The 21,991-nt window shown below is 63.0% G+C and carries 19 protein-coding genes and 1 riboswitch; of the genes, 9 read left to right on the top strand and 10 right to left on the bottom strand.

The window, feature by feature from the left end; translation table 11 throughout:
• Positions 1-5 precede the first annotated feature (5 nt).
• Entirely contained in the window at positions 6-1,103 is a 1,098-nt protein-coding gene (locus I2H36_RS07935; protein WP_196263355.1) for an anhydro-N-acetylmuramic acid kinase, read from the bottom strand.
• 141 nt (positions 1,104-1,244) lie between these two features.
• On the opposite strand from I2H36_RS07935, the gene I2H36_RS07930 reads away from it, so the two are divergent.
• The 4 genes from I2H36_RS07930 to I2H36_RS19985 all read left to right on the top strand — a co-directional run bounded on the left by I2H36_RS07930 (position 1,245) and on the right by I2H36_RS19985 (position 5,018).
• Entirely contained in the window at positions 1,245-2,744 is a 1,500-nt protein-coding gene (locus tag I2H36_RS07930; protein WP_196263354.1) for an ABC transporter substrate-binding protein, read from the top strand.
• A gap of 63 nt (positions 2,745-2,807) precedes the next feature.
• A complete protein-coding gene (locus I2H36_RS07925; RefSeq protein ID WP_196263353.1) occupies positions 2,808-3,755 on the top strand; it encodes an ABC transporter permease in 948 nt (315 codons plus the stop codon).
• A gap of 4 nt (positions 3,756-3,759) precedes the next feature.
• On the top strand, positions 3,760-4,584 hold the full coding sequence (locus tag I2H36_RS07920) for an ABC transporter permease subunit (RefSeq protein ID WP_196263352.1): 825 nt from the start codon (positions 3,760-3,762) through the stop codon (positions 4,582-4,584).
• Positions 4,581-5,018 carry a GNAT family N-acetyltransferase gene (locus tag I2H36_RS19985; protein ID WP_196263351.1) on the top strand — a complete coding sequence of 146 codons (438 nt, stop codon included), beginning with the start codon at positions 4,581-4,583 and terminating at the stop codon, positions 5,016-5,018. The genes I2H36_RS07920 and I2H36_RS19985 overlap by 4 nt, the downstream gene beginning before the upstream one ends.
• A 4-nt stretch (positions 5,019-5,022) precedes the next feature.
• On the opposite strand, the gene I2H36_RS07910 is transcribed toward I2H36_RS19985, so the two are convergent.
• The 5 genes from I2H36_RS07910 to I2H36_RS07890 are packed head-to-tail and all read right to left on the bottom strand — an operon-like array spanning position 5,023 to position 9,944.
• Positions 5,023-6,090 (bottom strand): Gfo/Idh/MocA family oxidoreductase, encoded by a 1,068-nt coding sequence (locus I2H36_RS07910; RefSeq protein WP_196263350.1) that lies wholly within the window; start codon positions 6,088-6,090, stop codon positions 5,023-5,025.
• A gap of 12 nt (positions 6,091-6,102) precedes the next feature.
• The gene (nagA, locus tag I2H36_RS07905; protein ID WP_196263349.1) at positions 6,103-7,236 is read right to left on the bottom strand and encodes an N-acetylglucosamine-6-phosphate deacetylase; all 1,134 of its coding nucleotides are present in this window, start codon (positions 7,234-7,236) and stop codon (positions 6,103-6,105) included.
• Positions 7,236-8,294: an SIS domain-containing protein gene (locus tag I2H36_RS07900; RefSeq protein ID WP_196263348.1), complete on the bottom strand. Its 1,059-nt coding sequence runs from the start codon at positions 8,292-8,294 to the stop codon at positions 7,236-7,238. The genes nagA and I2H36_RS07900 overlap by 1 nt, the downstream gene beginning before the upstream one ends.
• Positions 8,281-9,066, bottom strand: a complete 786-nt coding sequence (locus tag I2H36_RS07895; RefSeq protein WP_196263347.1) for a GntR family transcriptional regulator — start codon at positions 9,064-9,066, stop codon at positions 8,281-8,283. The genes I2H36_RS07900 and I2H36_RS07895 overlap by 14 nt, the downstream gene beginning before the upstream one ends.
• Positions 9,063-9,944: a glucosamine kinase nucleotide-binding domain-containing protein gene (locus tag I2H36_RS07890; protein WP_196263346.1), complete on the bottom strand. Its 882-nt coding sequence runs from the start codon at positions 9,942-9,944 to the stop codon at positions 9,063-9,065. The genes I2H36_RS07895 and I2H36_RS07890 overlap by 4 nt, the downstream gene beginning before the upstream one ends.
• A gap of 354 nt (positions 9,945-10,298) precedes the next feature.
• Here I2H36_RS07890 and I2H36_RS07885 point away from each other — a divergent pair, with 354 nt between their 5' ends.
• The 4 genes from I2H36_RS07885 (at position 10,299) to I2H36_RS07870 (ending at position 14,580) form a co-directional block, all read left to right on the top strand.
• Complete coding sequence (locus tag I2H36_RS07885; RefSeq protein ID WP_196263345.1) at positions 10,299-11,588, top strand: ABC transporter substrate-binding protein; 1,290 nt, start codon at positions 10,299-10,301, stop codon at positions 11,586-11,588.
• A gap of 71 nt (positions 11,589-11,659) precedes the next feature.
• Positions 11,660-12,622 (top strand): carbohydrate ABC transporter permease, encoded by a 963-nt coding sequence (locus tag I2H36_RS07880; protein ID WP_196263344.1) that lies wholly within the window; start codon positions 11,660-11,662, stop codon positions 12,620-12,622.
• A 13-nt stretch (positions 12,623-12,635) separates the two neighbouring features.
• Positions 12,636-13,463 carry a carbohydrate ABC transporter permease gene (locus tag I2H36_RS07875; protein WP_196263343.1) on the top strand — a complete coding sequence of 276 codons (828 nt, stop codon included), beginning with the start codon at positions 12,636-12,638 and terminating at the stop codon, positions 13,461-13,463.
• Between the two features lie 25 nt (positions 13,464-13,488).
• Positions 13,489-14,580: an ABC transporter ATP-binding protein gene (locus I2H36_RS07870; protein ID WP_196263342.1), complete on the top strand. Its 1,092-nt coding sequence runs from the start codon at positions 13,489-13,491 to the stop codon at positions 14,578-14,580.
• Between the two features lie 10 nt (positions 14,581-14,590).
• On the opposite strand, the gene I2H36_RS07865 is transcribed toward I2H36_RS07870, so the two are convergent.
• The 4 genes from I2H36_RS07865 to I2H36_RS07850 form a co-directional block, all read right to left on the bottom strand.
• Positions 14,591-15,292 (bottom strand): thiamine ABC transporter ATP-binding protein, encoded by a 702-nt coding sequence (locus I2H36_RS07865; protein WP_196263341.1) that lies wholly within the window; start codon positions 15,290-15,292, stop codon positions 14,591-14,593.
• Positions 15,279-16,856, bottom strand: a complete 1,578-nt coding sequence (locus I2H36_RS07860) for an ABC transporter permease subunit (protein WP_196263340.1) — start codon at positions 16,854-16,856, stop codon at positions 15,279-15,281. Before I2H36_RS07860 ends, I2H36_RS07865 begins: the two co-directional genes overlap by 14 nt.
• Before the next feature lie 6 nt (positions 16,857-16,862).
• Entirely contained in the window at positions 16,863-17,867 is a 1,005-nt protein-coding gene (thiB, locus tag I2H36_RS07855) for a thiamine ABC transporter substrate binding subunit (protein ID WP_196263339.1), read from the bottom strand.
• 70 nt (positions 17,868-17,937) lie between these two features.
• A riboswitch (TPP riboswitch) is annotated at positions 17,938-18,044 on the bottom strand.
• Positions 18,045-18,091: 47 nt separating this feature from the next.
• Positions 18,092-20,437 carry a Tex family protein gene (locus I2H36_RS07850; RefSeq protein WP_196263338.1) on the bottom strand — a complete coding sequence of 782 codons (2,346 nt, stop codon included), beginning with the start codon at positions 20,435-20,437 and terminating at the stop codon, positions 18,092-18,094.
• 182 nt (positions 20,438-20,619) lie between these two features.
• Between I2H36_RS07850 and I2H36_RS07845 the strand changes: the two genes are divergently transcribed.
• Complete coding sequence (locus I2H36_RS07845; protein ID WP_196263337.1) at positions 20,620-21,930, top strand: Hsp70 family protein; 1,311 nt, start codon at positions 20,620-20,622, stop codon at positions 21,928-21,930.
• Positions 21,931-21,991 lie beyond the last annotated feature (61 nt).

Here is a 21,991-nt window from a genome sequence, read left to right as displayed (position 1 = left end):
CCGTCTCACGCGGCGCGGTGGAGTTCGCCGCCAGGCATGGGATGCGGCACCCCGGTCGTGGTCGGCAGGCTCAAGGGCAAATTGAGGGTCGACCTCACTGCGAGATAGCCGAAGGCCTGCGCTTCAAGGAAATCGCCATCCCAGCCGACGGTTTCCACCGGATCGACGGCAACACCGAGTTCCTCATGCAGGCGCTTCATGAAATGAGCATTGCGCCGCCCGCCTCCGGTCACCAGCCAGCGCTTTGGCGCGCGCGGTACATGGCGCAAGGCTGCGATAACGGATTGCACCGTGAATTCCGCCAAGGTCGCGGCGCCATCCGCATCCGAGAGCGCTTCCACGCCCTTGGCGCGGGCATGAAAGTCCTGGCGGTCGAGCGACTTCGGCGCGGGCCGATCAAAGAACGGGTTCTGCATGAACGCGGAGACGAGTTTCTCGTCGACCTTGCCTGAGGATGCCAACTGGCCGTCCTCGTCATAGCTCAGGCCGCGGCGGCGCAGCACGAAATCGTCGAGGAGCGCACTCGCCGGTCCCGTATCGAAGGCGATCACCACATCGCCGTCGATATAGGTGACATTCCCCACGCCGCCGAGATTGAGGATCATGATCGGCTGCGCGAGGTTGCTGGCGAGCGCACGATGGTAAAGCGGAACGAAGGGAGCGCCTTCCCCGCCCGAGGCGACATCCGCATGGCGGAAGCGGTAGACGGTGTCGATGCCGAGCACGTCGGCGACCTTGTTGCCAAGTCCAAGCTGACGTGTGAAGCGAATCTCCGGCCGGTGATAGACGGTCTGTCCGTGAAAGCCGATGAGCTTCACCTCCGCGGCGGAAATCCCGGTCTCCTCCATGAAGCGCCGGATGGCCGCGATATGAGCCTCCGTTACGGCTTGCTCCAGATCCTCCAGCGGCTCGCTCTGCGCCCGCGCGGGTTCGGCAATCAAGGCCTGAAGGGTTTTCCTCAAATCGCCAGGATAGGAGAAGGTGCGGCCCGGTCCGGGCCTCACGACAGTATCGCCATCCGTCCCGACGATGGAGACGTCGATGCCGTCCATCGATGTGCCGCTGATCACCCCGATGGCTTTGACGATGGAACGGTCCGACATCTGTTTCTCCGACCTTGCCTGTTTGGCCGTGACCATAGCACAGCCGAGAAGTCGGTCTAGAGTGGTATGATATTGGACCATGACAGGTCCGCAGCGATGTCCTATAAATTGCTTTGCGGCTTCCAAGGGAGGAACAGACGTATGGTCAGGTCAGCACTGCGCGGCGCGCTCGGCGCAGGTTTCATGGTGGCGGCGATGGCCTCCGCCTCGGCTCAGGTTTTGGAGATCGGCGCGGATGCAAGCCCGACAGGCCTTGATCCGCATCTCATCACCGCATTCCCGAGCTTCATGGTGGTGAACGGCAACATCTATGAAGGCCTCACGGCCATCGACAAGGATCTGAAGACCATCCCGGGCCTCGCCGAATCCTGGACCGCAGCGCCGGACGGCAAAAGCTATACCTTCAAGCTGCGCTCAGGCGTCAAATTCCACGACGGCTCCGACATGAACGCGGAGGACGTGGTCGCCTCCATCAAGCGCGTCCAGAGCAAGGACATCGCTTCGCCTTTGGCAAGCCGCTTGGCGGCAGTGGAAAGCGCCAACGCGGTCGACGCCCAGACCGTTGAACTGAAACTGAAGGAGCCGTCCGCAGCCCTTCTGTCATCGCTTGCCACCATCGCCATTGTGCCGAGCGCTATGGAGGCGAACAAGGACGCCTTACAGAAGACCCCGGTCGGCACAGGGCCGTTCAAGTTCCAGGAATGGCAGCCCAACGGCTTTATCCTGCTCACCAAGAACGATGCCTATTGGGAAAAGGGCCTGCCGAAGCTTGCCGGGCTCAAGTTCAACATCGTGCCTGAATCGGCTACCCGTCAGGTCGGCCTGAGCAACGGGCAATACGCGCTGCTACCCAACATTGATGCCGCGACCGCCTTGCAGCTCAAGGGCAAGCCGAACGTGAAGCTCGCCGAGACCATGGACCTGTCTTACACGCTCGTCGGCATGAACGTGTCGAAGCCGCCCTTCGACAATGCGAAGGTACGCGAGGCGGTGAATTATGCCATCAACCGCCAGGAGATCGTTGATGCGGCTCTCTTCGGTGCCGGCGTTCCCGGTGGACCGTTGTCGCCGGCCCTGAAATCCTGGGCGCTCAATGTGAACCAGTTCGCCTGCTACAAGCCCGATCCGGCGAAAGCCCAGGCGCTCCTGAAGGAGGCAGGCGTCGCGACGCCGGTGGCCGTGACCCTGAAGGTCCTGCCGCGCCAGGACGTGAAGGACATTGCCCAGGTGGTACAGGAGCAGCTGAACAAGGCGGGTTTCAAGGTGGAACTGGTCAACCAGGAGCAGGGCCAGTTCATCCAGGACTGGCGCAACAGCAACTTCGACATGTTCGCCTCGATCAATGCCGGCCAGCCGGATCCGGACGAGTATTTCTACCGGACCTTCCGCACCGGCGGCTCGACCAACGTGTTCAAGTATTCGGACACGGAGATCGACGGCCTGCTCGATCAGGCGCGCAGCCAGCAGGATCAGGCGGCCCGCAAAACGGCCTATGACAAGGTGCAGCAGAAGCTCGCCTGCTCCGGCCCTGTCGCGCACCTGACCTACGGTACGCTGTTCTCAGCCATGAACAGCAAGCTGCAGGGCTACGATGTGATGCCGAACCGCTCGCTCATGCTGCTGCGCAACGCCTCCTATTAAGAGCCGACGATCGCCCTGGCGCTGCAAATGCGGCGCCAGGGCATTTTTCTGAGAGCCCTCTGTATGAATCGCGTTCTGCTCGCCCGTCTCATCGATCTTGCCTTCGTCCTGTTCGGCGTGTCCGTCATCGTCTTCCTGATGATCCGCCTGATCCCGGGTGACGCGGTTGCGATCATGCTCGGAGCGAATACCGAGATCACGCCCGAGCGCATGGCGGAACTCAACCGCCGCGTCGGCCTCGACCGTCCCATCGTCGAGCAGTACCTGATCTGGGCCGCCGCTGCGCTGCGCGGCGATTTCGGCACCTCGCTCTGGACGGGCCGGCCCGTGGCTGGCGAAATCCTTCTGCACCTGTGGCCGACGCTGGAACTCACTTTCCTGGCGCTTGTCATCGGTGCCGTGCTGGCGGTGCCTGTCGGTTGTGCGATGGCACAGACCCGCGGCGGCGCAGCCGATGTGCTGATGCGGGTGACTGCGATCGCCGGCCTGACCATTCCTTCTTTCTGGCTCGGGATCGTTCTGATCCTGCTTCTCGCCAGCTGGGCGCCGGGCTTTGCGTCTCTCGGCTATGTGCCGTTCTCCGAGGACCCTATCGGCAATCTGCAGCGAATGACGCTGCCGGCCATCGCCCTGGCGCTGCCGATCCTCGCCAATCTCTCACGCCTCGTACGCTCGGCCATGCTCGATGCGCTGGGGCAGGACTATGTCCGCACGGCGCGTGCCAAGGGCTTGGCCGAACGCAAGGTCGTCTACAAGCATGCCCTGCGCAACGCGCTGATCCCGTTCCTCACCAGTGTCGGCATCATGACGGGCTATTTGCTTGGTGGCGCCATCGTGGTCGAGCAGGTCTTTGCCATCCCGGGCCTCGGCCGTCTCATCCTCGGAGCCATTGCCGAGCGCAATTATCCGCTGATCCAGGCGACCATCCTGGTGGTCACCGCTGGCTTCGTGCTCGTGAACTTCCTCGTCGACCTTCTCTACATCGTCGTCGACCCCCGCGTGAGGGCTTAGAGCCGTGCAGCGTCTGGCCAGGAACAAGCTCCTCACCTTCGCGGTCGTTTTGGTGGCAATCCAGATCGTCCTCGCCCTCGGGGCACCGTTGTTCGCTCCCTACGATCCCATGGCGCAGAGCGTGGCACGGCGTTTGCGGGCGCCGACCGAGCTGAACTGGTTCGGCACCGACCAACTCGGCCGCGATGTGCTCACCCGCATCCTCTATGGCTATCGCACCTCGCTCATTGCCTGCCTGCTCGCAGTTGGGGTCGCGCTTCTCGCCGGAGGCACCCTTGGGCTCGTGGCCGCCTATTACCGCGGCTGGCTCGACCGTATCATCATGCGCATCATGGATGTGCTCTTCGCCTTCCCGGTCATGCTGCTCGCCATCGGCATCATCGCGGTGCTGGGGCCGCACACCTACAGCGCGGCCGCCGCCATCGCGGTGGTCTACACGCCGATTTTCGCCCGACTCCTGCGCGGTCCGGCGCTGGTGCTGTGCGAGAGCGAATACGTGGCCGGTGCTCGCGCCATCGGGGCGTCGGATTCGCGCATCATCTTCCTGCACATCCTGCCGAACCTCGCCTCCGTAATCCTGGTCCAGACGAGCCTGCTGTTATCCGCCGCGATCCTGGTGGAAGCCTCGCTCTCGTTCCTCGGCCTTGGCACTCAGCCTCCTACGCCGTCGCTCGGCCTGATGCTCTCGGAGGGCCGCAACTTCCTGATGCTTTCCCCGTGGAGCGCGATCTTCGCGGGCTTCGCCATCCTGTTCCTGTCCTTCGGCTTCAATCTCTTAGGCGACGCCTTGCGCGATACCCTCGATCCACGTCTGAGGGGGCAGCCGTGATCGTACGTCCCGCCGGAGCGGATGACGTACCGGCTCTGGCTATCATCGCCGAAGGATCCTATCGCGCCGCCTTTGCAAAGATCTTGGAAGCGGACATTCTTGCGAGCCGCGATGGGGCCTTCTTTGCCAAGCGTTTCACATCATCATGGGAGCGCATGCTGGTCGCGTGTTCAGGCGAAAGGCCCGTAGGCTTCCTGCTCATGACCGATGGCCATATCGACATGCTGTTCATGGATCCTATGGTAAGTAGCAGGGGCGGCGGATCGCTTCTCCTGGAGGCAGCGGAGCAGCAAGGCGCAAGAAGCCTCGAATGCTTCCGCGACAACCATGGAGCCCGCCGGTTTTACGAGCGCCATGGTTGGAAGGTGGACCGGGAATACGACCGGGAGTTCGCCGGCAGGAGCCGGAGCTTCGTATTCTATGTAAAAGGGTGACGCTTTAGAGCGTCACCACCCGGCCCGTGCGCACCGCCTCGTCGGCGGCGAGCACGATGCGTAGGGAACGGACGGCATCGTTCATGTGGTCGGTCAGGTCAATATCCTCCTGGATCGCCCGCAGGAGGTAGCGCTGCTCGCGCTCGCAGAGTTCGTCGTGGTCCGGCTCATCCGTAGTGCTGATCCGCTCGTCGGTTTTGGCGAAAGTGCCGTCGTCCTTCAAGGCCGCATGGTGGAGCAGGATCTGGTTGGTCTTCGTGTGCGCGTTGATATCGTCGGAGCGGATGTCGCCGACCGTCTCGGCCATGACAATGCTGACGCTGCCCTTCGGGCCGATCACATCCTTCACGAAATAGGCCGTCTCGCTCATCATCGGGCCCCAGCCGGCCTCGTACCAGCCGACGGAGCCGTCGTCGAAAGTCACGTGGAGGTGGCCGTAATTGTACATGCCGGCCGGCATGTCCTCCGTCAGGCGCGTGCCGACGCCATGGACCTGCACGGGTTTCGCCTTCGTGATCTGGCACATCACGTCGACATAATGCACGCCGCAATCGACGATGGGCGAGAGGGATTGCAGAAGCCGCTTATGCGCGTCCCAGGCGGCTCCGCTCGATTGCTGGTTCAGGTTCATGCGGAAGACGTGCGGGGTGCCGAGAGTCCTGGCGATTTCGATGAACTTGATCCAGGACGGGTGGTGGCGAAGGATATAGCCGATGACGAGCTTACGCCCGGTGCGCTGCGCGGTGTCCACCACGCGCTGCGCATCCTCGACCGTATCGGCGAGGGGCTTTTCCACGAACACATGGGCGCCCGCCTCCATGGCCCTGATCGCATAAGGCGCATGGGTGTCCGACCAAGTGTTGATCGACACCACGTCCGGCTTGGTCGCTGCAAGTGCTTCCTCGAAGCCCGTGAAGCGCGGAGCGCCCTGCAGAGACTCTGGAAGTTCCATCGTGTCGATATTGCGCGTACAGAGGCCCGCAATCTCGTAGCCTTCGATCCGGGTATAGGCGAGGGCATGGGAAAGGCCCATATTGCCGAGACCGACGACCAGAACCCGCTGCGCGCTCATCGAAGTTTCCCCTTATTCGCTTTGACCGTCGATCCAAGTTTGCCGCACCTGAAGGCTCTCGTCGAGAAGGACGAGATCCGCGCGGTAGCCCGGCGCAATACGGCCGAGTTCATGATCGAGGCGCAAGAAGCTTGCCGGCACGAGAGACGCCATCCTCAGAACGTCCGGCAGGGCAAGCCCTAAGAGCTCGACGCTGTTGCGCACGGCGCTAGCCATGTCGAGATCGGAACCGGCAAGCGTTCCGTCCTCCGTGGTGAGCCGGCCGTCCTTGCGGTAGATCGTGCGCCCGTGCAGTTCGAAGCTCGTGAGGTCCGTGCCGGTCACCGACATGGCATCGGTCACGAGCATCATTCGTTCCGTGCCTTTGGCGGCAATTGCCACGCGCAAGGCGGCATCGCTCACATGGTGCCCGTCCACGATGAGGCCGCACCAGGTATCCCGGCTGTCGAGGGCGGCACCCACGGGACCAGGATCGCGTCCAGCCAGCGGCGGCATGGCGTTGAACAGATGCGTGAAGCCGCGCAGGCCGTGGCGGGTGGCTTCGATGACGGTGGCGTAGTCGCTCGCCGTATGCCCGGCGCAGATCATTACGCCGGCCGCAGCAAGGCGCGCGATGGAATCCATGCTGTTGCGCTCGGGTGCCAGCGTCACCAGGGTGCGGCCCTCCTTGAGGGAGGTCAGGATGGCGATGTCTGCTTCCTCCATCGGACGCATGAAGGCAGCATTGTGCACGCCCTTGCGCTCGGGGCTGATGAAGGGACCTTCCACATGGATGCCGAGAACGCCTGGAACGCGGGCCGCCAGGGCGTCTCGCATGGCCTCGATCGCTTCCGCCATCGTTTCGCGGGTATCGGTGATAAAGGTCGGCAGGAGGCCCGTGGTGCCGTAGGCGCGGTGCGCCTGAGCGATACTCCTGATGCCCTCCACAGAGCGCACGTCGTTGTAGAGGACACCGCCGCCGCCATTGACCTGAACGTCGATGAAGCCGGGGGCCAGCAGGCCGCTCACCGCTCGGCGTTCGACTCCGGTGCCAAGATCCCGCTCATGCGGCACGGCGGCGATGCGGCCGCTCTCGATGACGACAGCGCGGCCGTCAAGCATGTGCGACCCGTCGAAAATGCGGGCGCCGGTCAGGGCAACGGCCATCAGACTGTCTCCGTCACCTTGCGCAGCCGCGGTGGGTTGTCGGGATTGCGCCCACGGGCCAGCGCCACGGCATTCACAAGGGGATAGAAGCTCTGAATGAGAGCAATCGGGGCAAGATAGGGATGTACGTCCTCGACGGGCGGCAGCATGACGGCGGCAGGGCCCTCTGCCGCGCCTGCGACCACGACGGGAACACCCTGTTCGTTCAGCTTCGTCACGAGATCGTTGACGCCGCTCAGGGTCTCGTCCTGCTGGCTCAATACCAGAATCGGGAAGTGGTCCCCAGCCAGGGTCCAGGGGCCGTGCATCAGCTCGGCGGCGCTCATGGCCTCCGCGTGAACGCCTGATGTCTCCTTGAGCTTGAGGGCTGCTTCCTGCGCTACCGCAAATCCGACGCCGCGTCCGACGACGAAGAGGTTGTCAGCATCGGACAGAAGCGGCAGCGCAGGCGACCAGTCGACGGCGGAGGCCTTAGCAAGAACATCCGGCAGAGTGTCGAGCGCATTCAGCAGGTCTTGATCCTGCGACCAGTGGGCGACGAGCTGAAGGCCTGCTGCCAGCGCGGCGATGAAGGACTTCGTGGCAGCCACGCTCTTCTCGGGTCCTGCGTGGAGCGGCAGCACCACTTCGCAGGTGGAGGCCAGCGGCGAGGAGGTGTCGTTCACCAGCGCAACCGTCAGCGCGCCGTCGTCCCGCCCGGCCTGGGCGAGATTGAGAATGTCGGGGCTGCGGCCCGATTGCGATACGGCGAGAAAAAGCGCACCGCGCATGCGCGGCCGTGCCTCGTAGACCGAGGTCACCGACGGGCCGACGGAGGCGGTCACCAGGCCGGAATGGATCTCGAGCAGGTATTTGACGAAGGTCGCCGCATTGTCCGAGCTGCCCCGTGCGCAGGTTACAGCAAAGGGAGGAGGAGAGGCGCGCAAACGCTTGCCCAGCTCCCGGCAGAGGGGCGCGTTGCTGTCGAGCAGGGATGCTACTACCTGCGGGGCCTCCTGCGCTTCGCGCAGCATGGCCGTGACGGTGGAAACAGCGCTGTTCGTCTCAAGTGTCATCATTGTGCATCCGTTCCGGCTGGCCGATGGTCAGCTCGGCCACGAAATCATAGGCATCGCCCCGGTAGTAGGACGAGGTGAACTCGACCACTTCACCGGCAGCCGTGAAGGAGCGCCGCTCGATATAGAGCGCAGGGCTCTGGGGCGGAACGCCGAGGAGCGAGGCCTGTTCCTCGTTCAGGAGAACCGCGTGGAGCCGCTGCAGGGCCCTCGTCGGCATGAAGCCCTTCTCGTGCAGCACGGCATAGAGGGATTGCTGCACCAAGGATGGATCCGGCAGAACGCGCGACGGAATCACGGCGTTCTCGATGGCCATGGGCACGCCGTTCGCCATGCGCAGACGATTGACGCGGCTCACCCGATCGCCGGGCGAGAGCCCGAGCGCCATCAGCTCGTCCGTCGAAGCCTGTCCGGTCGACTGGCTCAGCATCACGGCGGAGGATTTCAGGCCGCGGGCCGACATGTCGTCGGTGAAACTCGACAGGCGGGACAGGGGCTGCTCCAGCCGCATCTGCTGCGCGATGAAGGTGCCCGAGCCCCAGCGCTGGACGAGCACGCCCTTCTGCACGAGGCCCGTGATGGCCTTGCGAACGGTGACGCGCGAGATCCCAAGCTGCTTGGCGAGGTCACGCTCTCCGGGCAATGCGGCGTCCGCCTTGAGATCGCCCTTGCGCACCGCCTCCTCGATGGATTGCTGCAGCTGAAGGTAGAGAGGCGTGGGATTCGCCTCATTCAGGGGAAGAAGCGACAGGACCTCGCCGGCTTGATCGTTCATGGCGTCCTCCCTGATATGGCCATGCGAGCGAGCAGGATGGCGCCGTCGACAGCATCGGCCATGGGAGCCGCAATGGTGCGCTGGACAGGAGGCGGCAGCCAGGGGCGCATGGGCTCGGCAAGGCCACCGAACAGGCAGATGGCCGGAGCGCCAAGGTCGAGGAGGCGCGTGGCGATCAGTCCCAAGCCGGCGGCAGCGTTTGCAACAAGGTCGATGGCGAGCGGGTCCCGCCGCTCCGTATAGTCGAGGACGAGCGGCGCATAGCGCCCGTAGTCGCTCGGTCGGGCTTTGCCGACCCAGTCGACCAGGATCTCCAGATCGTTCTTGAACTCGGCCAAAACGGCATCCGAGAGCGGGGTCGACGGTGTGCGACCGTCATGGGCCCAGATGCAGCGGCGCAGGAGTTCCCGCCCGATGGCGGCACCGCTGCCTTCGTCTGAAACCTCATAGCCCCAGCCGCCGACATAGTGGCATTGGCTGCTCACGCCGCCATAGCCGCAGGAGCCGGTGCCGACGATGAGAATCGCCCCGTCGCCTCCATTGAAGGCGCCGAGCCAGGCGGTATGGGCATCGGTTTCGATTTCAAAGGATGCAAAGGGATGGGCGCGCGCCAGCAGGCGCTCGACCGCGCTGGTCTGGCCCGCACCGGCTGCCCCCATGCCGGCATGAATTCGGCCGAGATCGCGCTCCTGAAGCCCTGCCTGGGACAGGGCTTCGCGGCAGGCCGTGAGAATCGAGGTCCAGACCAACTCCGGGTCGAGGCGGATATTGGATGGGCCGCCCGTTCCCTCCCCCAGCAGATCGCCTTGAGCATTGCGCAGACGGGCCCGGCACTTGGTACCGCCGCCATCAATGCCAAGGAACAGGAGGTCGGTCATGCGTGGATGGATCTCAGAATACGAATAACGGGACGGCACAATGCCACTTAATGTCCAGTTCGGGAAGGGGCAGAGAGCGTGTTGCCGGGAGCCTTGCGGGCCTGTCCTGTGGATGCAGATTCGCGAGAGCGCGGACGGAAGCTTGTGATTTCCAGAGGATCCAGCCGAAGGGGAGTTGTCTTTGAATTTTGTCGATACCAATATGAGGTCACTTGTCCAACGCATCGACCAGTGAAACAGTCATGGCTGCCCGCTGGGAGGCACAAGAATGCACATAATGGGCACGGGGCAACAAAAGGGAACATGCTCGAAGTCGCGCTTTGACGCCGCTTTGGGCTACGGAGGACGAAAACGATGAAGACGCTCCATTCGAAGGCTTTCCGGCGCCGTGCGGGACAGCTGCTGGCAACGGCATCCGTCGTCGCGGCCGCTCTGGCTTTCGCCAATGCCGCCTCGGCCCAGACTCTCACCATCGAGAGCTGGCGCAATGACGATGCGGATGTGTGGAACACCAAGATCATTCCAGCCTTCAACAAGAAGCACCCGAATATCAAGGTGCAGTTCAAGGCCGATCCGCCGACCGAGTACAACGCCGCTCTCAATGCCCGCCTCGCCGGCGGAACCGCAGGCGATCTCATCACCTGTCGTCCTTTCGATGCATCTCTCGACCTGTTCAAGAAGGGCAACCTCGTCTCCGTCAACGACGTGAAGGGATTGGAGAATTTCTCGGACGTGGCGAAGAGCGCCTGGTCCACGGACGACGGCAAGACCACCTTCTGCATGCCGATGGCCTCGGTGATCCACGGCTTCGTCTACAATAAGGAAATCTTCGACGAGCTGAAGCTCGCGCCGCCCAAGACCGTGGCCGAGTTCCACGCGGTGCTCGACAAGATCAAGGCCGACGGCAAGTACACCCCCATCGCGATGGGCACGGCCGACCAGTGGGAAGCCGCGACCATGGGCTTCCAGAACATCGGCGTGAACTACTGGAAGGGCGAGGAGGGCCGCAAGGCGCTCATCGAGGGCAAGCAGAAGTTCACCGACAAGCCCTATGTGGACGCGTTCAAGGAACTGGCGAGCTGGGCTCCCTATATGGGCGACGGCTACAAGGCGCAGAAATATCCGGATACGCAGAACCTGTTCACCCTGGGCCGCGCGGCCATCTACCCGGCCGGCTCCTGGGACGTGCCGATCTTCCGCAAGCAGGCCGATTTCGAGTTCGACGCCTTCGCGCCGCCCGTGGTGAATGCCGGCGACAAGTGCTACATCAGCGATCATACGGACATCGCCATCGGCATCAACGCCAAGTCGCAGAACATGGAAGCCGCCAAGACCTTCCTGTCATGGGTGGCATCGCCTGAATTCGCCGAAATTTACGCCAATGAGCTGCCGGGCTTCTTCCCGCTCTCCAAGGCGAAGGTGGACGTGAAGGACCCGGTGGCGGCCAAGTTCGTCGGCTGGCGCGGCACCTGCGAGAGCTCGATCCGCAATTCCTACCAGATCCTGTCGCGCGGCACGCCAAATCTCGAGAACGAGCTCTGGAACGTGAGTGCGCAGGTGATGAACGGCGCCATGAAGCCCGAAGAAGCGGCCAAGAAGGCCGAGGACGGGCTTGCCAGCTGGTATGAGCCGCACAAGAAGTAACCTCTGACAGTGTCAGGCGGGTTGCCCCGAGCGGGCAGCCCGCCTCCTTTTCTCCATCAGTCCGGAGCAGCATGACGGATCTCACGGCCCCCAGCGTGCAGGCGGCGGATGCGGTACCGGCCCGTTCGCGTTTTCCGCTTCACATTGCGGTCTTCCTCGCACCGGCGCTGGCAATCTACACGCTGTTCTCGATCTATCCGTTGATCGATACCATCCGCCTGAGCCTTTATGCCGGCGATGAGACGGGCGTGCGCAGCTTCGTTGGCCTCCAGAACTTCTACACGCTCCTGACGGATCCCAACTGGTCGGTCCAGTTCTGGAACGCTTTCCGCAACAACCTGATCTTCTTCGCCATCCACATGGTGGTGCAGAACGGCATCGGTCTTGGCCTCGCCATGCTGCTCAGCCTGCCGCGGCTCACCGGTGGTAGCGTCTACCGAACGCTGATCTTCCTGCCGACCATGCTGTCGGTGGTCATCATCGGCTTCATCTGGCAGCTGATGCTGAACCCGCTCTGGGGCATCGCGCCGAGCCTGTTGAAGATGGTGGGGCTCGGTGGCTTTTTCGGCCCGTGGCTGGGGCAGGAATCGACCGCCCTGCTGACAGTTTCGCTCATCTCGGTGTGGCAGTTCGTCGGCATCCCGATGATGCTGATCTATGCGGCCCTTCTGAACATTCCCGACGATCTCCTCGATGCCGCGACGGTGGACGGGGCAGGGCCGTTCAGTGTGTTCTGGTTCGTGCGCCTCCCGCTCATTTTGCCGACGCTCGGTGTCGTGTCGATTCTCACGTTTGTCGCCAACTTCAACGCCTTCGACCTGATCTACGCCATCAAGGGCGCGCTGGCGGGCCCGAACTTCTCCACCGACATTCTCGGCACCTTCTTCTATCGCACTTTCTTCGGCTTCCAGCTTCAGGTCGGCAGCCCGACTATGGGCGCGGCGGTGGCGACCGCCATGCTGGTCATCATCCTGATCGGGGTGCTGATCTACCTGTTCGGCGTGCAGCGGCGGCTGCAGCGGCATACCTTCTAAGGAGACCCGGGACATGACCATCAGGCCCGGCCGCATCGCTGTCCACATTGCCCTCATCCTCTATACGGTCCTGGCGCTCGGCCCGATCTTTCTGATCCTGATCAACGCCTTCAAGACCCGGCGGGCGATCTTCGCCGACCCGCTCGGCCTTCCGAACGGCCAGACATGGACGACCATCGGCTTCGACCGGGTTTTCGCCAATTCCGATTTCGGCCTCTACTTCTTCAACAGCCTGACTGTCACGGTCGTGTCCCTGGTGCTCATCGTGCTCATCGGGGCCATGGCGGCCTGGGCGCTTACGGAATATCGCTTTCGCGGCAACACCCTACTCAGCCTTTACCTTGCCATCGGCATCATGGTGCCGATCCGGCTGGGCAGTGTCAGCATCCTGCGCATGATGGTGGAGCTGAATCTCGTCAACACCCTCACCGCGCTCATTCTCGTCTATGTGGCGCAGGGCCTGCCGCTCGCGATCCTGATCCTCGGCGAGTTCATCCAGCAGATCCCGAAGGATCTGCGTGATGCCGCCCGCTGCGACGGAGTCAGTGAGTACCGGATTTTCTTCAGCATCATCCTGCCGCTGATCAGCCCGGCCATCGCGACTGTCGCCGTGTTCACCATGGTGCCGGTCTGGAACGACCTCTGGTTTCCGCTGATTCTGGCGCCCGGCGACGGCAAGCAGACGATTACGCTTGGTGTGCAGCAGTTCATTGGTCAGTACGTGACCGACTGGAATGCAGTGCTTGCTTCTCTGACGCTGGCGATTGCGCCGGTCCTCGTCCTCTACCTTCTCTTCTCCCGCTATCTCGTGCGTGGCCTGACCGCCGGCGCCGTGAAGTGACAGCCCCTTCCAGGAATTGACCGCAATGGCTGATGTCTCCCTCCACGGAGTTGCCAAATCCTTCGGGGCCACCGAGATCCTTCGGGATATAAATCTCTCCGTGGATGATGGCGAGTTCGTCGTCTTCGTTGGTCCGTCCGGCTGCGGCAAGTCCACCTTGCTGCGCATCATCGCGGGTCTTGAGACGGTGAGCGGCGGCGAGATCCGGATCGGCAGTCAGCGGGTCAATGAGCTGCCGCCGGCGGATCGCAAGATCGCCATGGTGTTCCAGTCCTATGCGCTCTACCCGCATATGAATGTCTACAAGAATATGGCCTTCGGGCTGAAATTTGCCAAGACTGACAAGGCGGAGGCGGACCGTCGGGTGCGGCAGGCGGCCGAAATCCTGAAGCTCACCCCGCTTCTCGACCGCAAGCCACGGGAACTCTCCGGCGGCCAGAGGCAGCGCGTCGCCATCGGACGCGCCATCGTGCGCAACCCCAGCGTCTTTCTCTTCGACGAACCTTTGTCGAACCTCGATGCGGCCTTGCGCGTCAACACCCGCCTCGAGATCGCCAAGCTCCACCGGGATCTCGGCGCCACCATGATCTACGTCACCCACGATCAGGTCGAGGCCATGACGCTGGCTTCCAAGATCGTAGTGCTGAACCAGGGCCGGATCGAGCAGGTCGGAGCGCCGCTGGAGCTTTATCGCTCTCCCCGCAACCTGTTCGTTGCGGGCTTCATCGGCTCGCCACGCATGAACTTCATCAAGGGACAGGTTCTTCGGGTCAGCGAAGGGCAGGCCATCATCGCCTTCGCCGGCACCGAGGCTACCCTGGATGTTAGGCCTGACGGTGTGAAGCCCGGCGACCATGTGACGGTGGGCATCCGGCCCGAGCACATGGAAGTGGGGGGGGCGGATTCCACATCCCTCAGGGGTACCATCGACGCCGTGGAGCAATTGGGTGAGTCGAGCTATGTCTACATGCGCTTGGCCAGTGGTGACGATGTGATTGTCCGCGCGCCCGGCGAGACCGAGGCAAGCCCGGGCGGCACCTATACGGCCCATGTGCCGACCCGTGCGCTCCACGTCTTCGACGCGGCAGGCCTGTCGGTTCTGCCCGAGCGCTTCTGAGGCGCAGCCTCTATGAGTTCGAGACGGCTGCCGCGATCCTCGGCGCCAGTGCGCTATTGAGAATCTCGGTGGGTCGACCTGAAGCTACGACCTTGCCATCAGCAACGAAGGCCATCTGATCGGCCACGTCGGCGGCATCCTCAGGGGTGTGGATCGTCATGAGGATGGTGACGGGGCGTTTGCGCCGCATCTCGTCGACGAGAAGAATCATGTCCCGGCGCAAGGTAGGATCCAGGCTGCTGAAGGGCTCGTCGAGCAGGATCAGCGGGCGGCCCGAAACCAGGGCACGGGCGAGCGCCACGCGCTGGCGCTGCCCTCCCGACATCTCGCCCGGCTTGCGGATGTCGAAGCCTTCAAGGCCGACGGCCTCCAAGGTTTGCGCAATGAGTTGCTTTTCATTCTCGGTCAGATGCAGCGAGGGCCGTATTCCAAGGCCGACGTTCTGCGTGACGTTCAGGTGCGGGAACAGGTTGTGATCCTGGAACACGATAGCGACAGGTCGCTTGGCCGGCGCGAGCGGCAGCAGGTTCTGGCCAGCGAAGGTCAAAGTACCGCTCTCCGGCGTCTCGAAGCCTGCGATCATGTGGAGCAGGGTAGTCTTGCCGCCGCCTGATGGGCCGATGACGGCGCACAAATGTCCCGCCTTCACCGTCAGCGAGTAGTCGGCCACGAAATCGGACCAGGTCAGACGGCAGTTCTCAATGACCAGCATGGGACAGGCGACCTGAAACGTGAGCGAGAAGGAAGGCGACGAGAACGATGACGAGACCTATGGCTGAGGCTTCATCCAATCGGTAGGCGCCGAGGCGCTCGTAGAGAAGGTATGGCAGTGTCACCAGTTCAGTGCCGCCGAAAAGTGCGATGATGCCAAAATCGCCGAATGACAGGGCCATGGCGAGGGCGAAGCCTGCCGCGAGTGGGCGCTTGAGCACGGGCCAATCCATGATCGTCAGCTTCGCCCATCCGGTGACGCCCAGCGAGGCCGCCACCCGGCCGTAGCGTTCCTCGACGGTGAGCAAATGCGGTGCGACGAAGCGGTAAGCGAAGGGTACGGCAGCTAGCCCGTTGATGAGCGGCAGGAGGATGAGACCGGCGGAGGATGGATCGCCAAAACGCTGGATCAGCAGGAAGAGACCCGCCGTGAGCGCAAAGGGAGGAACGGCGAGAAGAGTATCGGGCAGAAAATCATAGAAGGCCGCGATGCGGGGCGAACGAAGGACAAGACGCCTGCGCCGTGCTGCGGAGGCGAGCGCGAGCGCCAGAATGCAGGCGATCACAGCTGCTGTAGCGGCGATAGCCATGCTCGTAATGAAGGCTTGAAGAAGATCCGCTTCTAGAATGTCGGGAATGTTGCGAAGCCCTGTCAGGACGCTGAGGGCGAGCGGCGCGATGAACAGGGTTGCGATTGCGAGCACAATGGCGTCCAGGATCTTCAGGCTGTGGGCATTGGCATCGGGCCGGCGGACGAGGCTGCGGACGGTGTGTCCGACGGGCGGTCGCGTGAAGGCCCAGTGCAACAGCGCCGTCATCGACAGACAGATCACGAGCTGGATCAGCGCCAGCCAGGCGACGCGGCCGAAGTCGAGGTCGATCTTGAGAGCCTCGTAGATCGCCACTTCGAGAGTGGAACGGCTCGGACCTCCTCCGAGGGCCAGCACGATGGCAAAGCTCTTGAAGCACATGAGAAAGATGAGGCCTGCGATGCCGGGCAGCTCTGCGCGCAGCATGGGCCAGTCGAGGTGGCGAAAGATCTGCGCTGGCGTAAACCCGAAGGCGGTGGCGAGACGCCAGTGTTCGGCGGGAATCTGGTTCAAGCCGTCCAGCGTGATCCGCGCCACGAAGGGAGCGTTCAGGAACACATGAGCGATGAGAATGCCCGGGTAGCCGAAGATGCTGATGCCGCCCGGCCATCCGAGGAAGACGAGTCCTTCGGAGAGCCAGCCGCTGCGGCCATACACGGCGAAAACCGCGAAAACTGCCACGATGGTCGGCATCGCCATCGTGGTACTCAAGGCCGCCAGAACGATGCTCCGGCCCGGGAATGAGCGGCGCACAAGCGCAAGCGCCAATCCGATGCCGAGGGCAAGCGAAAATACGGTCGAGAGCGTCGCCTGGATGATCGAGAAGGCGAGCACGCGACCGAGGTAAGGGCCGATGGAGAAAAGCGTCGGCGCTCCTCCATCGAATGTGGCAAGCGCGATGAAGCCGCCCGCAACCAGCCCAAGGATGGCGAAAGCCACCAGGGTTCCGGGATGGGGCAGCCTCAAGGTCAGCATCGGCGATCAGCGCGCCGTGGCGTTGAGCCAGGCATCGGTGAAGGTGCGGCGGTTCTGCTGCACCTCCTCGGGTGTGAAGAGAAGCGCCTGGCTCGGCTGGATCATTCCCTTGAGAGCTTCAGGCGTGCCGGAGGGCGGGTTCTTGGCCGGATACATCCAGTTGGTCTCCGGGATCGCCGTCTGGAACCCTTCGCTCAGGATGAAGGCCATGAACTTCTTCGCAAGCTCCGGCTGCTTTGTGGTTCGCGTCATGCCGGCGAGTTCGACATGAAGGTAATGCCCTTCGGTGAAGGCGGCAGCCTTGTAGTTATCCTTCTTCTCCGCGACGATGTGATAGGCGGGAGACGTGGTGTAGGACATCACCATGTCGGCCTCACCCTTCATGAAGAGGCCATAGGCTTCCGACCAGCCCTTGGTGAAGGTGACGATGCGGGGCTTCAGCTTGCCCCAGGCCTCGTCGGCCTTGTCGCCATAGACCTTCTGCATCCAGAGAAGGAGGCCGAGGCCAGGCGCGCTGGTGCGGGGATCCTGCAGCACCACCTTGGGTCCGTTGGGATTGTCGACCAATTCCCTTAGGCTCTTGGGCGGGTTACGCAGCTTGTTGGAATCGTACACGAACGCGTAGTAGCCCCAGTCGAACGGGATGAAGGTGTCATCCTTCCATTCGATGGGCAGCGACAAGTCCTTCACCTCGGCGCCATGCGGAGCGAAGAGGTTGAGGGATTTGGCTTCCGCCACGAGGTTCATGTCGAGGCCCACGACCGCATCGGCCTTGGTGTTCTGGCCTTCGAGACGCAGCCGACCGAGCAGGCTGCCCGCGTCCTCGGCCGTGACCCAGGTGAGATCGCAGTTGCAGGTCGCCTCGAAGCGTTCCTCGATGGTCTTGGCGGGGCCGTATTTCCCGGCAAACGAGCTGTAGGTGTAGACGGTGAGCATTGGCTTGGTCTGCGCCTGGGCAAGACTGGTGGCGAGCCCGAGCGAAACAAGGGTGAGAAGCAGTCGGCGTAACATCTTAAGGGCGCTCCCATGCAAGAGGCAGGCCGGACAGGCGGCGCAAATTGCACGGGGCATGGCTTTGATGGCGATGTCGCATGCTCATTCCCTCCGCCGGCATGACCCGGATCAGGTTCGACGGGTCGGCGGCCTGGCCACCTCTCAGCCTCGTATGAGGCTCCCCGTGAGACGCTTTGCTTCTAGAACAGTTCAGGGGCGGCCACAAGCCACCCCTGTTGAAGTCACTTCCGGCTGCCCTTGTCCTTGCCGCCAGCCACTGACGCCCGGCGCAGAGCATCCGCCAAAGCGCCGCCAGAGGAGGGGGCTTGTGCCGCGGGCTTTCTTTCCGCTTGAGCCCGGTGCTTCTGGAAGGCTCCCCGGTTGTCGTCTTGCCGTCCGGCCGCCCGCTTTTCTGACGGATCGCTCATGCGCATGGTGAGCGAGATGCGCTTGCGGGGAATATCGACCTCAAGCACCTTTACCTTCACGATGTCGCCGGGTTTCACGACGGTGCGCGGGTCCTTCACGAAGGTGTCGGCCAGCGCCGAGATGTGGACGAGTCCGTCCTGGTGCACGCCAACATCCACAAAGGCTCCGAAGGCCGCCACGTTGGTCACGACGCCTTCCAGCATCATGCCCGGCTTCAGATCGCTGATCTTCTCCACGCCTTCCATGAAGGTAGCGGTCTTGAATTCGGGGCGCGGGTCGCGGCCGGGCTTCTCCAACTCGCTCAGGATATCCTTGACGGTCGGCACGCCGAACTTCTCGTCGGTGAAGCTCTGCGGGTTGAGCTTCTTCAGGACAGTGCCATTGCCGATCACGACCTTGATGTCGCTCTTCGTAGCTTCCAGAATGCGGCGCACCACCGGATAGGCTTCCGGATGAACGCCGGAGGCATCGAGCGGATCGTCGCCATTCGGGATGCGCAGGAAGCCTGCCGCCTGCTCGAAGGTCTTTGGCCCGAGACCCGAGACCTTGGACAGGGCCTTGCGGGTCTTGAACGGACCATTGGCATCGCGGTGGGTGACGATGTTCTGCGCAACCCAATCGCCAAGGCCCGACACGCGGGCGAGCAGCGGCGCGGAGGCGGTGTTGAGATCAACGCCGACGGCGTTTACGCAATCCTCCACCACCGCGTCGAGGGAGCGGGAGAGCTTATACTCGGCAAGATCGTGCTGGTATTGCCCGACGCCGATGGATTTCGGGTCGATCTTCACGAGCTCTGCAAGAGGATCCTGCAGGCGGCGGGCGATGGAGACGGCGCCGCGTATGGAAACGTCGAGATCCGGCAGTTCCTGGCTAGCAAAGGCGGAGGCGGAATAGACGGAGGCGCCCGCTTCCGAGACCATGATCTTGGTGAGCTGGAGGTCCGGGTGCTTCGACACCAGTTCGGCCGCGAGCTTGTCGGTCTCGCGCGAGGCGGTGCCATTGCCGATGGCGACGAGTTCGACTTTGTGCACACGGCAGAGACGCGCCAAGATGGCGATGGATTCGTCCCATTGGCGCTTCGGTTCGTGCGGGTAAATGGTATCCGTTGCCACCACCTTGCCAGTGGCATCCACCACCGCCACCTTTACGCCCGTACGGTAGCCCGGATCGAGGCCCAGCGTCGGCCGCGCGCCGGCGGGAGCTGCGAGCAGCAGGTCACGCAGGTTGCCCGCGAACACCTTCACGGCTTCGTCCTCGGCGAGCTGCCAGAGCTTCATCTTCATGTCGAGCTCGATGGAGAAGCGCAGCTTCGTCCGCCACGCCCAGCGCACGGTATCGAGCAACCACTTGTCGCCGGCGCGTCCCTGATCGACGATGTCGAAGGCAAGTGCGATGCGGCCCTCATAGCGGCTCACATAACCGGGCTCGGCAGCGTCCTTGTCCTCTTCCATGCGCAGGTCAAGGATCTCCTCCTTCTCGCCGCGGAAGAGCGCGAGGATGCGGTGGGAGGGCAGCTTGGGCAGCGGCTCGGCAAAATCGAAATAGTCGGAGAATTTAGCTCCGTCATTCTGTTTGCCATCACGCACCTTGGAGGTGAGGCTGCCGCGCTCCCAATAGATGTCACGCAAGGCGCCCAGAAGCTCGGCGTTTTCGGCAAAGCGCTCGACCAGAATAGAGCGGGCGCCTTCGAGAGCTGCCTCCGGAGTTGCCACGTCCTTGTCCGGATTGACGAAGGCAGCCGCAGCATCCTTCGGATCGTGGATGGGATTGCTCAGGAGCTCGTCGGCCAGCGGCTCCAGTCCCGCCTCCTTGGCAATCTGTGCCTTGGTGCGGCGCTTCGGCTTGTAGGGCAGGTAGAGGTCTTCGAGCCTCGCCTTGGTGTCGGCGGTGTTGATCTGGAGCGCCAGCTCATCGGTCAGCTTGCCCTGCTCGCGGATGCTGTCGAGGATCGTCTTGCGACGGCTCTCCAGTTCGCGCAGGTAGCTCAGGCGCTCCTCCAGGGTGCGCAGCTGGGTATCGTCCAGGGTGCCGGTGACTTCCTTGCGGTAGCGCGCGATGAACGGCACGGTCGAACCGCCGTCGAGGAGATCGATGGCGGCCTTGACCTGCCATTCCTGGACATTCAGTTCGCTCGCAATGCGCTGACCGATGGATAGCATGAAAGTCTCCGAAAGGTTGAGGCGCGGCTTCTACGGTGCGGGGCGCCTCCGGGTCAACGTCCCGTCCACAGCGCCAGGGTCGCAGTGCCTATAGGGAAAGCACTTTTCCGGCGATTTCGCTTGGCTCCGAAAGCCTTGGCGTATAGACCGTCCGGCCCTTCTCGCCCGCTCCCGAGGTCTTCATGCCCTATTCCAACGATTTTTCCATCGGCATCGATTTCGGCACCAGCAACACGGTTGTGGCCATCGCGAGCCCGGACGGGCAGGTGGAGGCGCTGACCTTCGAGCATGGAGGCGAGAGCCTCAAGGTCTATGTGACCGCGCTCTGCTTCTGGGACGAGCGCCACGGCAACGGCCTGCGCACCGAGGTCGAGGGCGGTCCCTGGGCCATTGAGCAGTTCCTGGAGGGGCTCCATGCTCACCGGTTCATTCAGTCCTTCAAGACTTTCGCGGCGAGTGCCACCTTCAAGGAAACGCGCATTTTCCGGGAGCGCTACGGCTTCGAGGACCTGCTGAGCGCCTTCCTGCGCACTCTGGCGCGCCATGGTGGCTCACAGCTAGACTGGGGTGCGCGGAACGTGATCATTGGCCGGCCGGTCCGGTTTGCCGGCTACAACCCGGATGACGATCTCGCCATGCAGCGCTATCGTGCTGCCTTCGGTCGCTTGGGGGCCGAACATGCCCGCTATGTCTACGAGCCTGTGGGTGCTGCCTTCTTCTATGCGCGGCAGCTCGACCACGATGCGACCGTGCTCGTGGCCGATTTCGGCGGCGGCACCAGCGACTTTTCCGTCATGCGGTTTTCGAAAGCTGGCGGAGTGCTGCGGGCCGAGCCCCTCGGCCATGCGGGCATCGGGCTTGCAGGCGATGCGTTTGACTACCGGGTCGTCGACCGGGTCGTCTCGCCGCGCCTCGGCAAGGGCGGGCTCTACCGCTCGATGGACAAAATCCTGTCGATCCCGAACCATTACTACGCCAACTTCGCCCGCTGGAACCAGCTCGCGATGATGAAGGGCAGCGGCGATCTCAAGGAACTGCGGGAACTTGCCCGTGCCGCGCTCGATCCCGAACCGCTCGAGAAATTCATCGACATCATCGAATACGATTTGGGCTTTGCCCTCTACCGCGCCGTGTCCTCCGCCAAGGTGGCGCTCTCAAGCCATGAGGAGACGGATTTCCGCTTCCAAGGCGAGGGCGTCGACATCCAGGCGCAGATCACCCGTGCCGAGTTCGAGAGCTGGATTGCCGAGGACGTTCAGAAGATTGCCGGCACCGTGGATGAGGCGCTTGCCAAGGCTGGCGTGAAGCCGGAGCAGATCGAGCGCGTCTTCCTCACGGGCGGCACGTCCTTCGTTCCCGCCATCCGGCGCCTGTTCGTGGAACGGTTCGGCGAGAGCTGCCTGATGTCTGCGGACCAGTTCGAATCGATCGCCTACGGCCTTGCCCTGATCGGTCAAACTGAGGATCCAAGTCGCTGGGCTGTCGCCAATTAGTGCGAGACTTAAAATAAAATTACGCTTGCGGGCTTGGGATAAGAGTTTTATTTCGCAGTGC

The sequence above is a fragment of the Microvirga terrestris genome (assembly GCF_015694425.1).
Classification (GTDB): Bacteria; Pseudomonadota; Alphaproteobacteria; order Rhizobiales; family Beijerinckiaceae; genus Microvirga; species Microvirga terrestris.
This window is presented reverse-complemented; position numbering and strand designations above follow the sequence as displayed.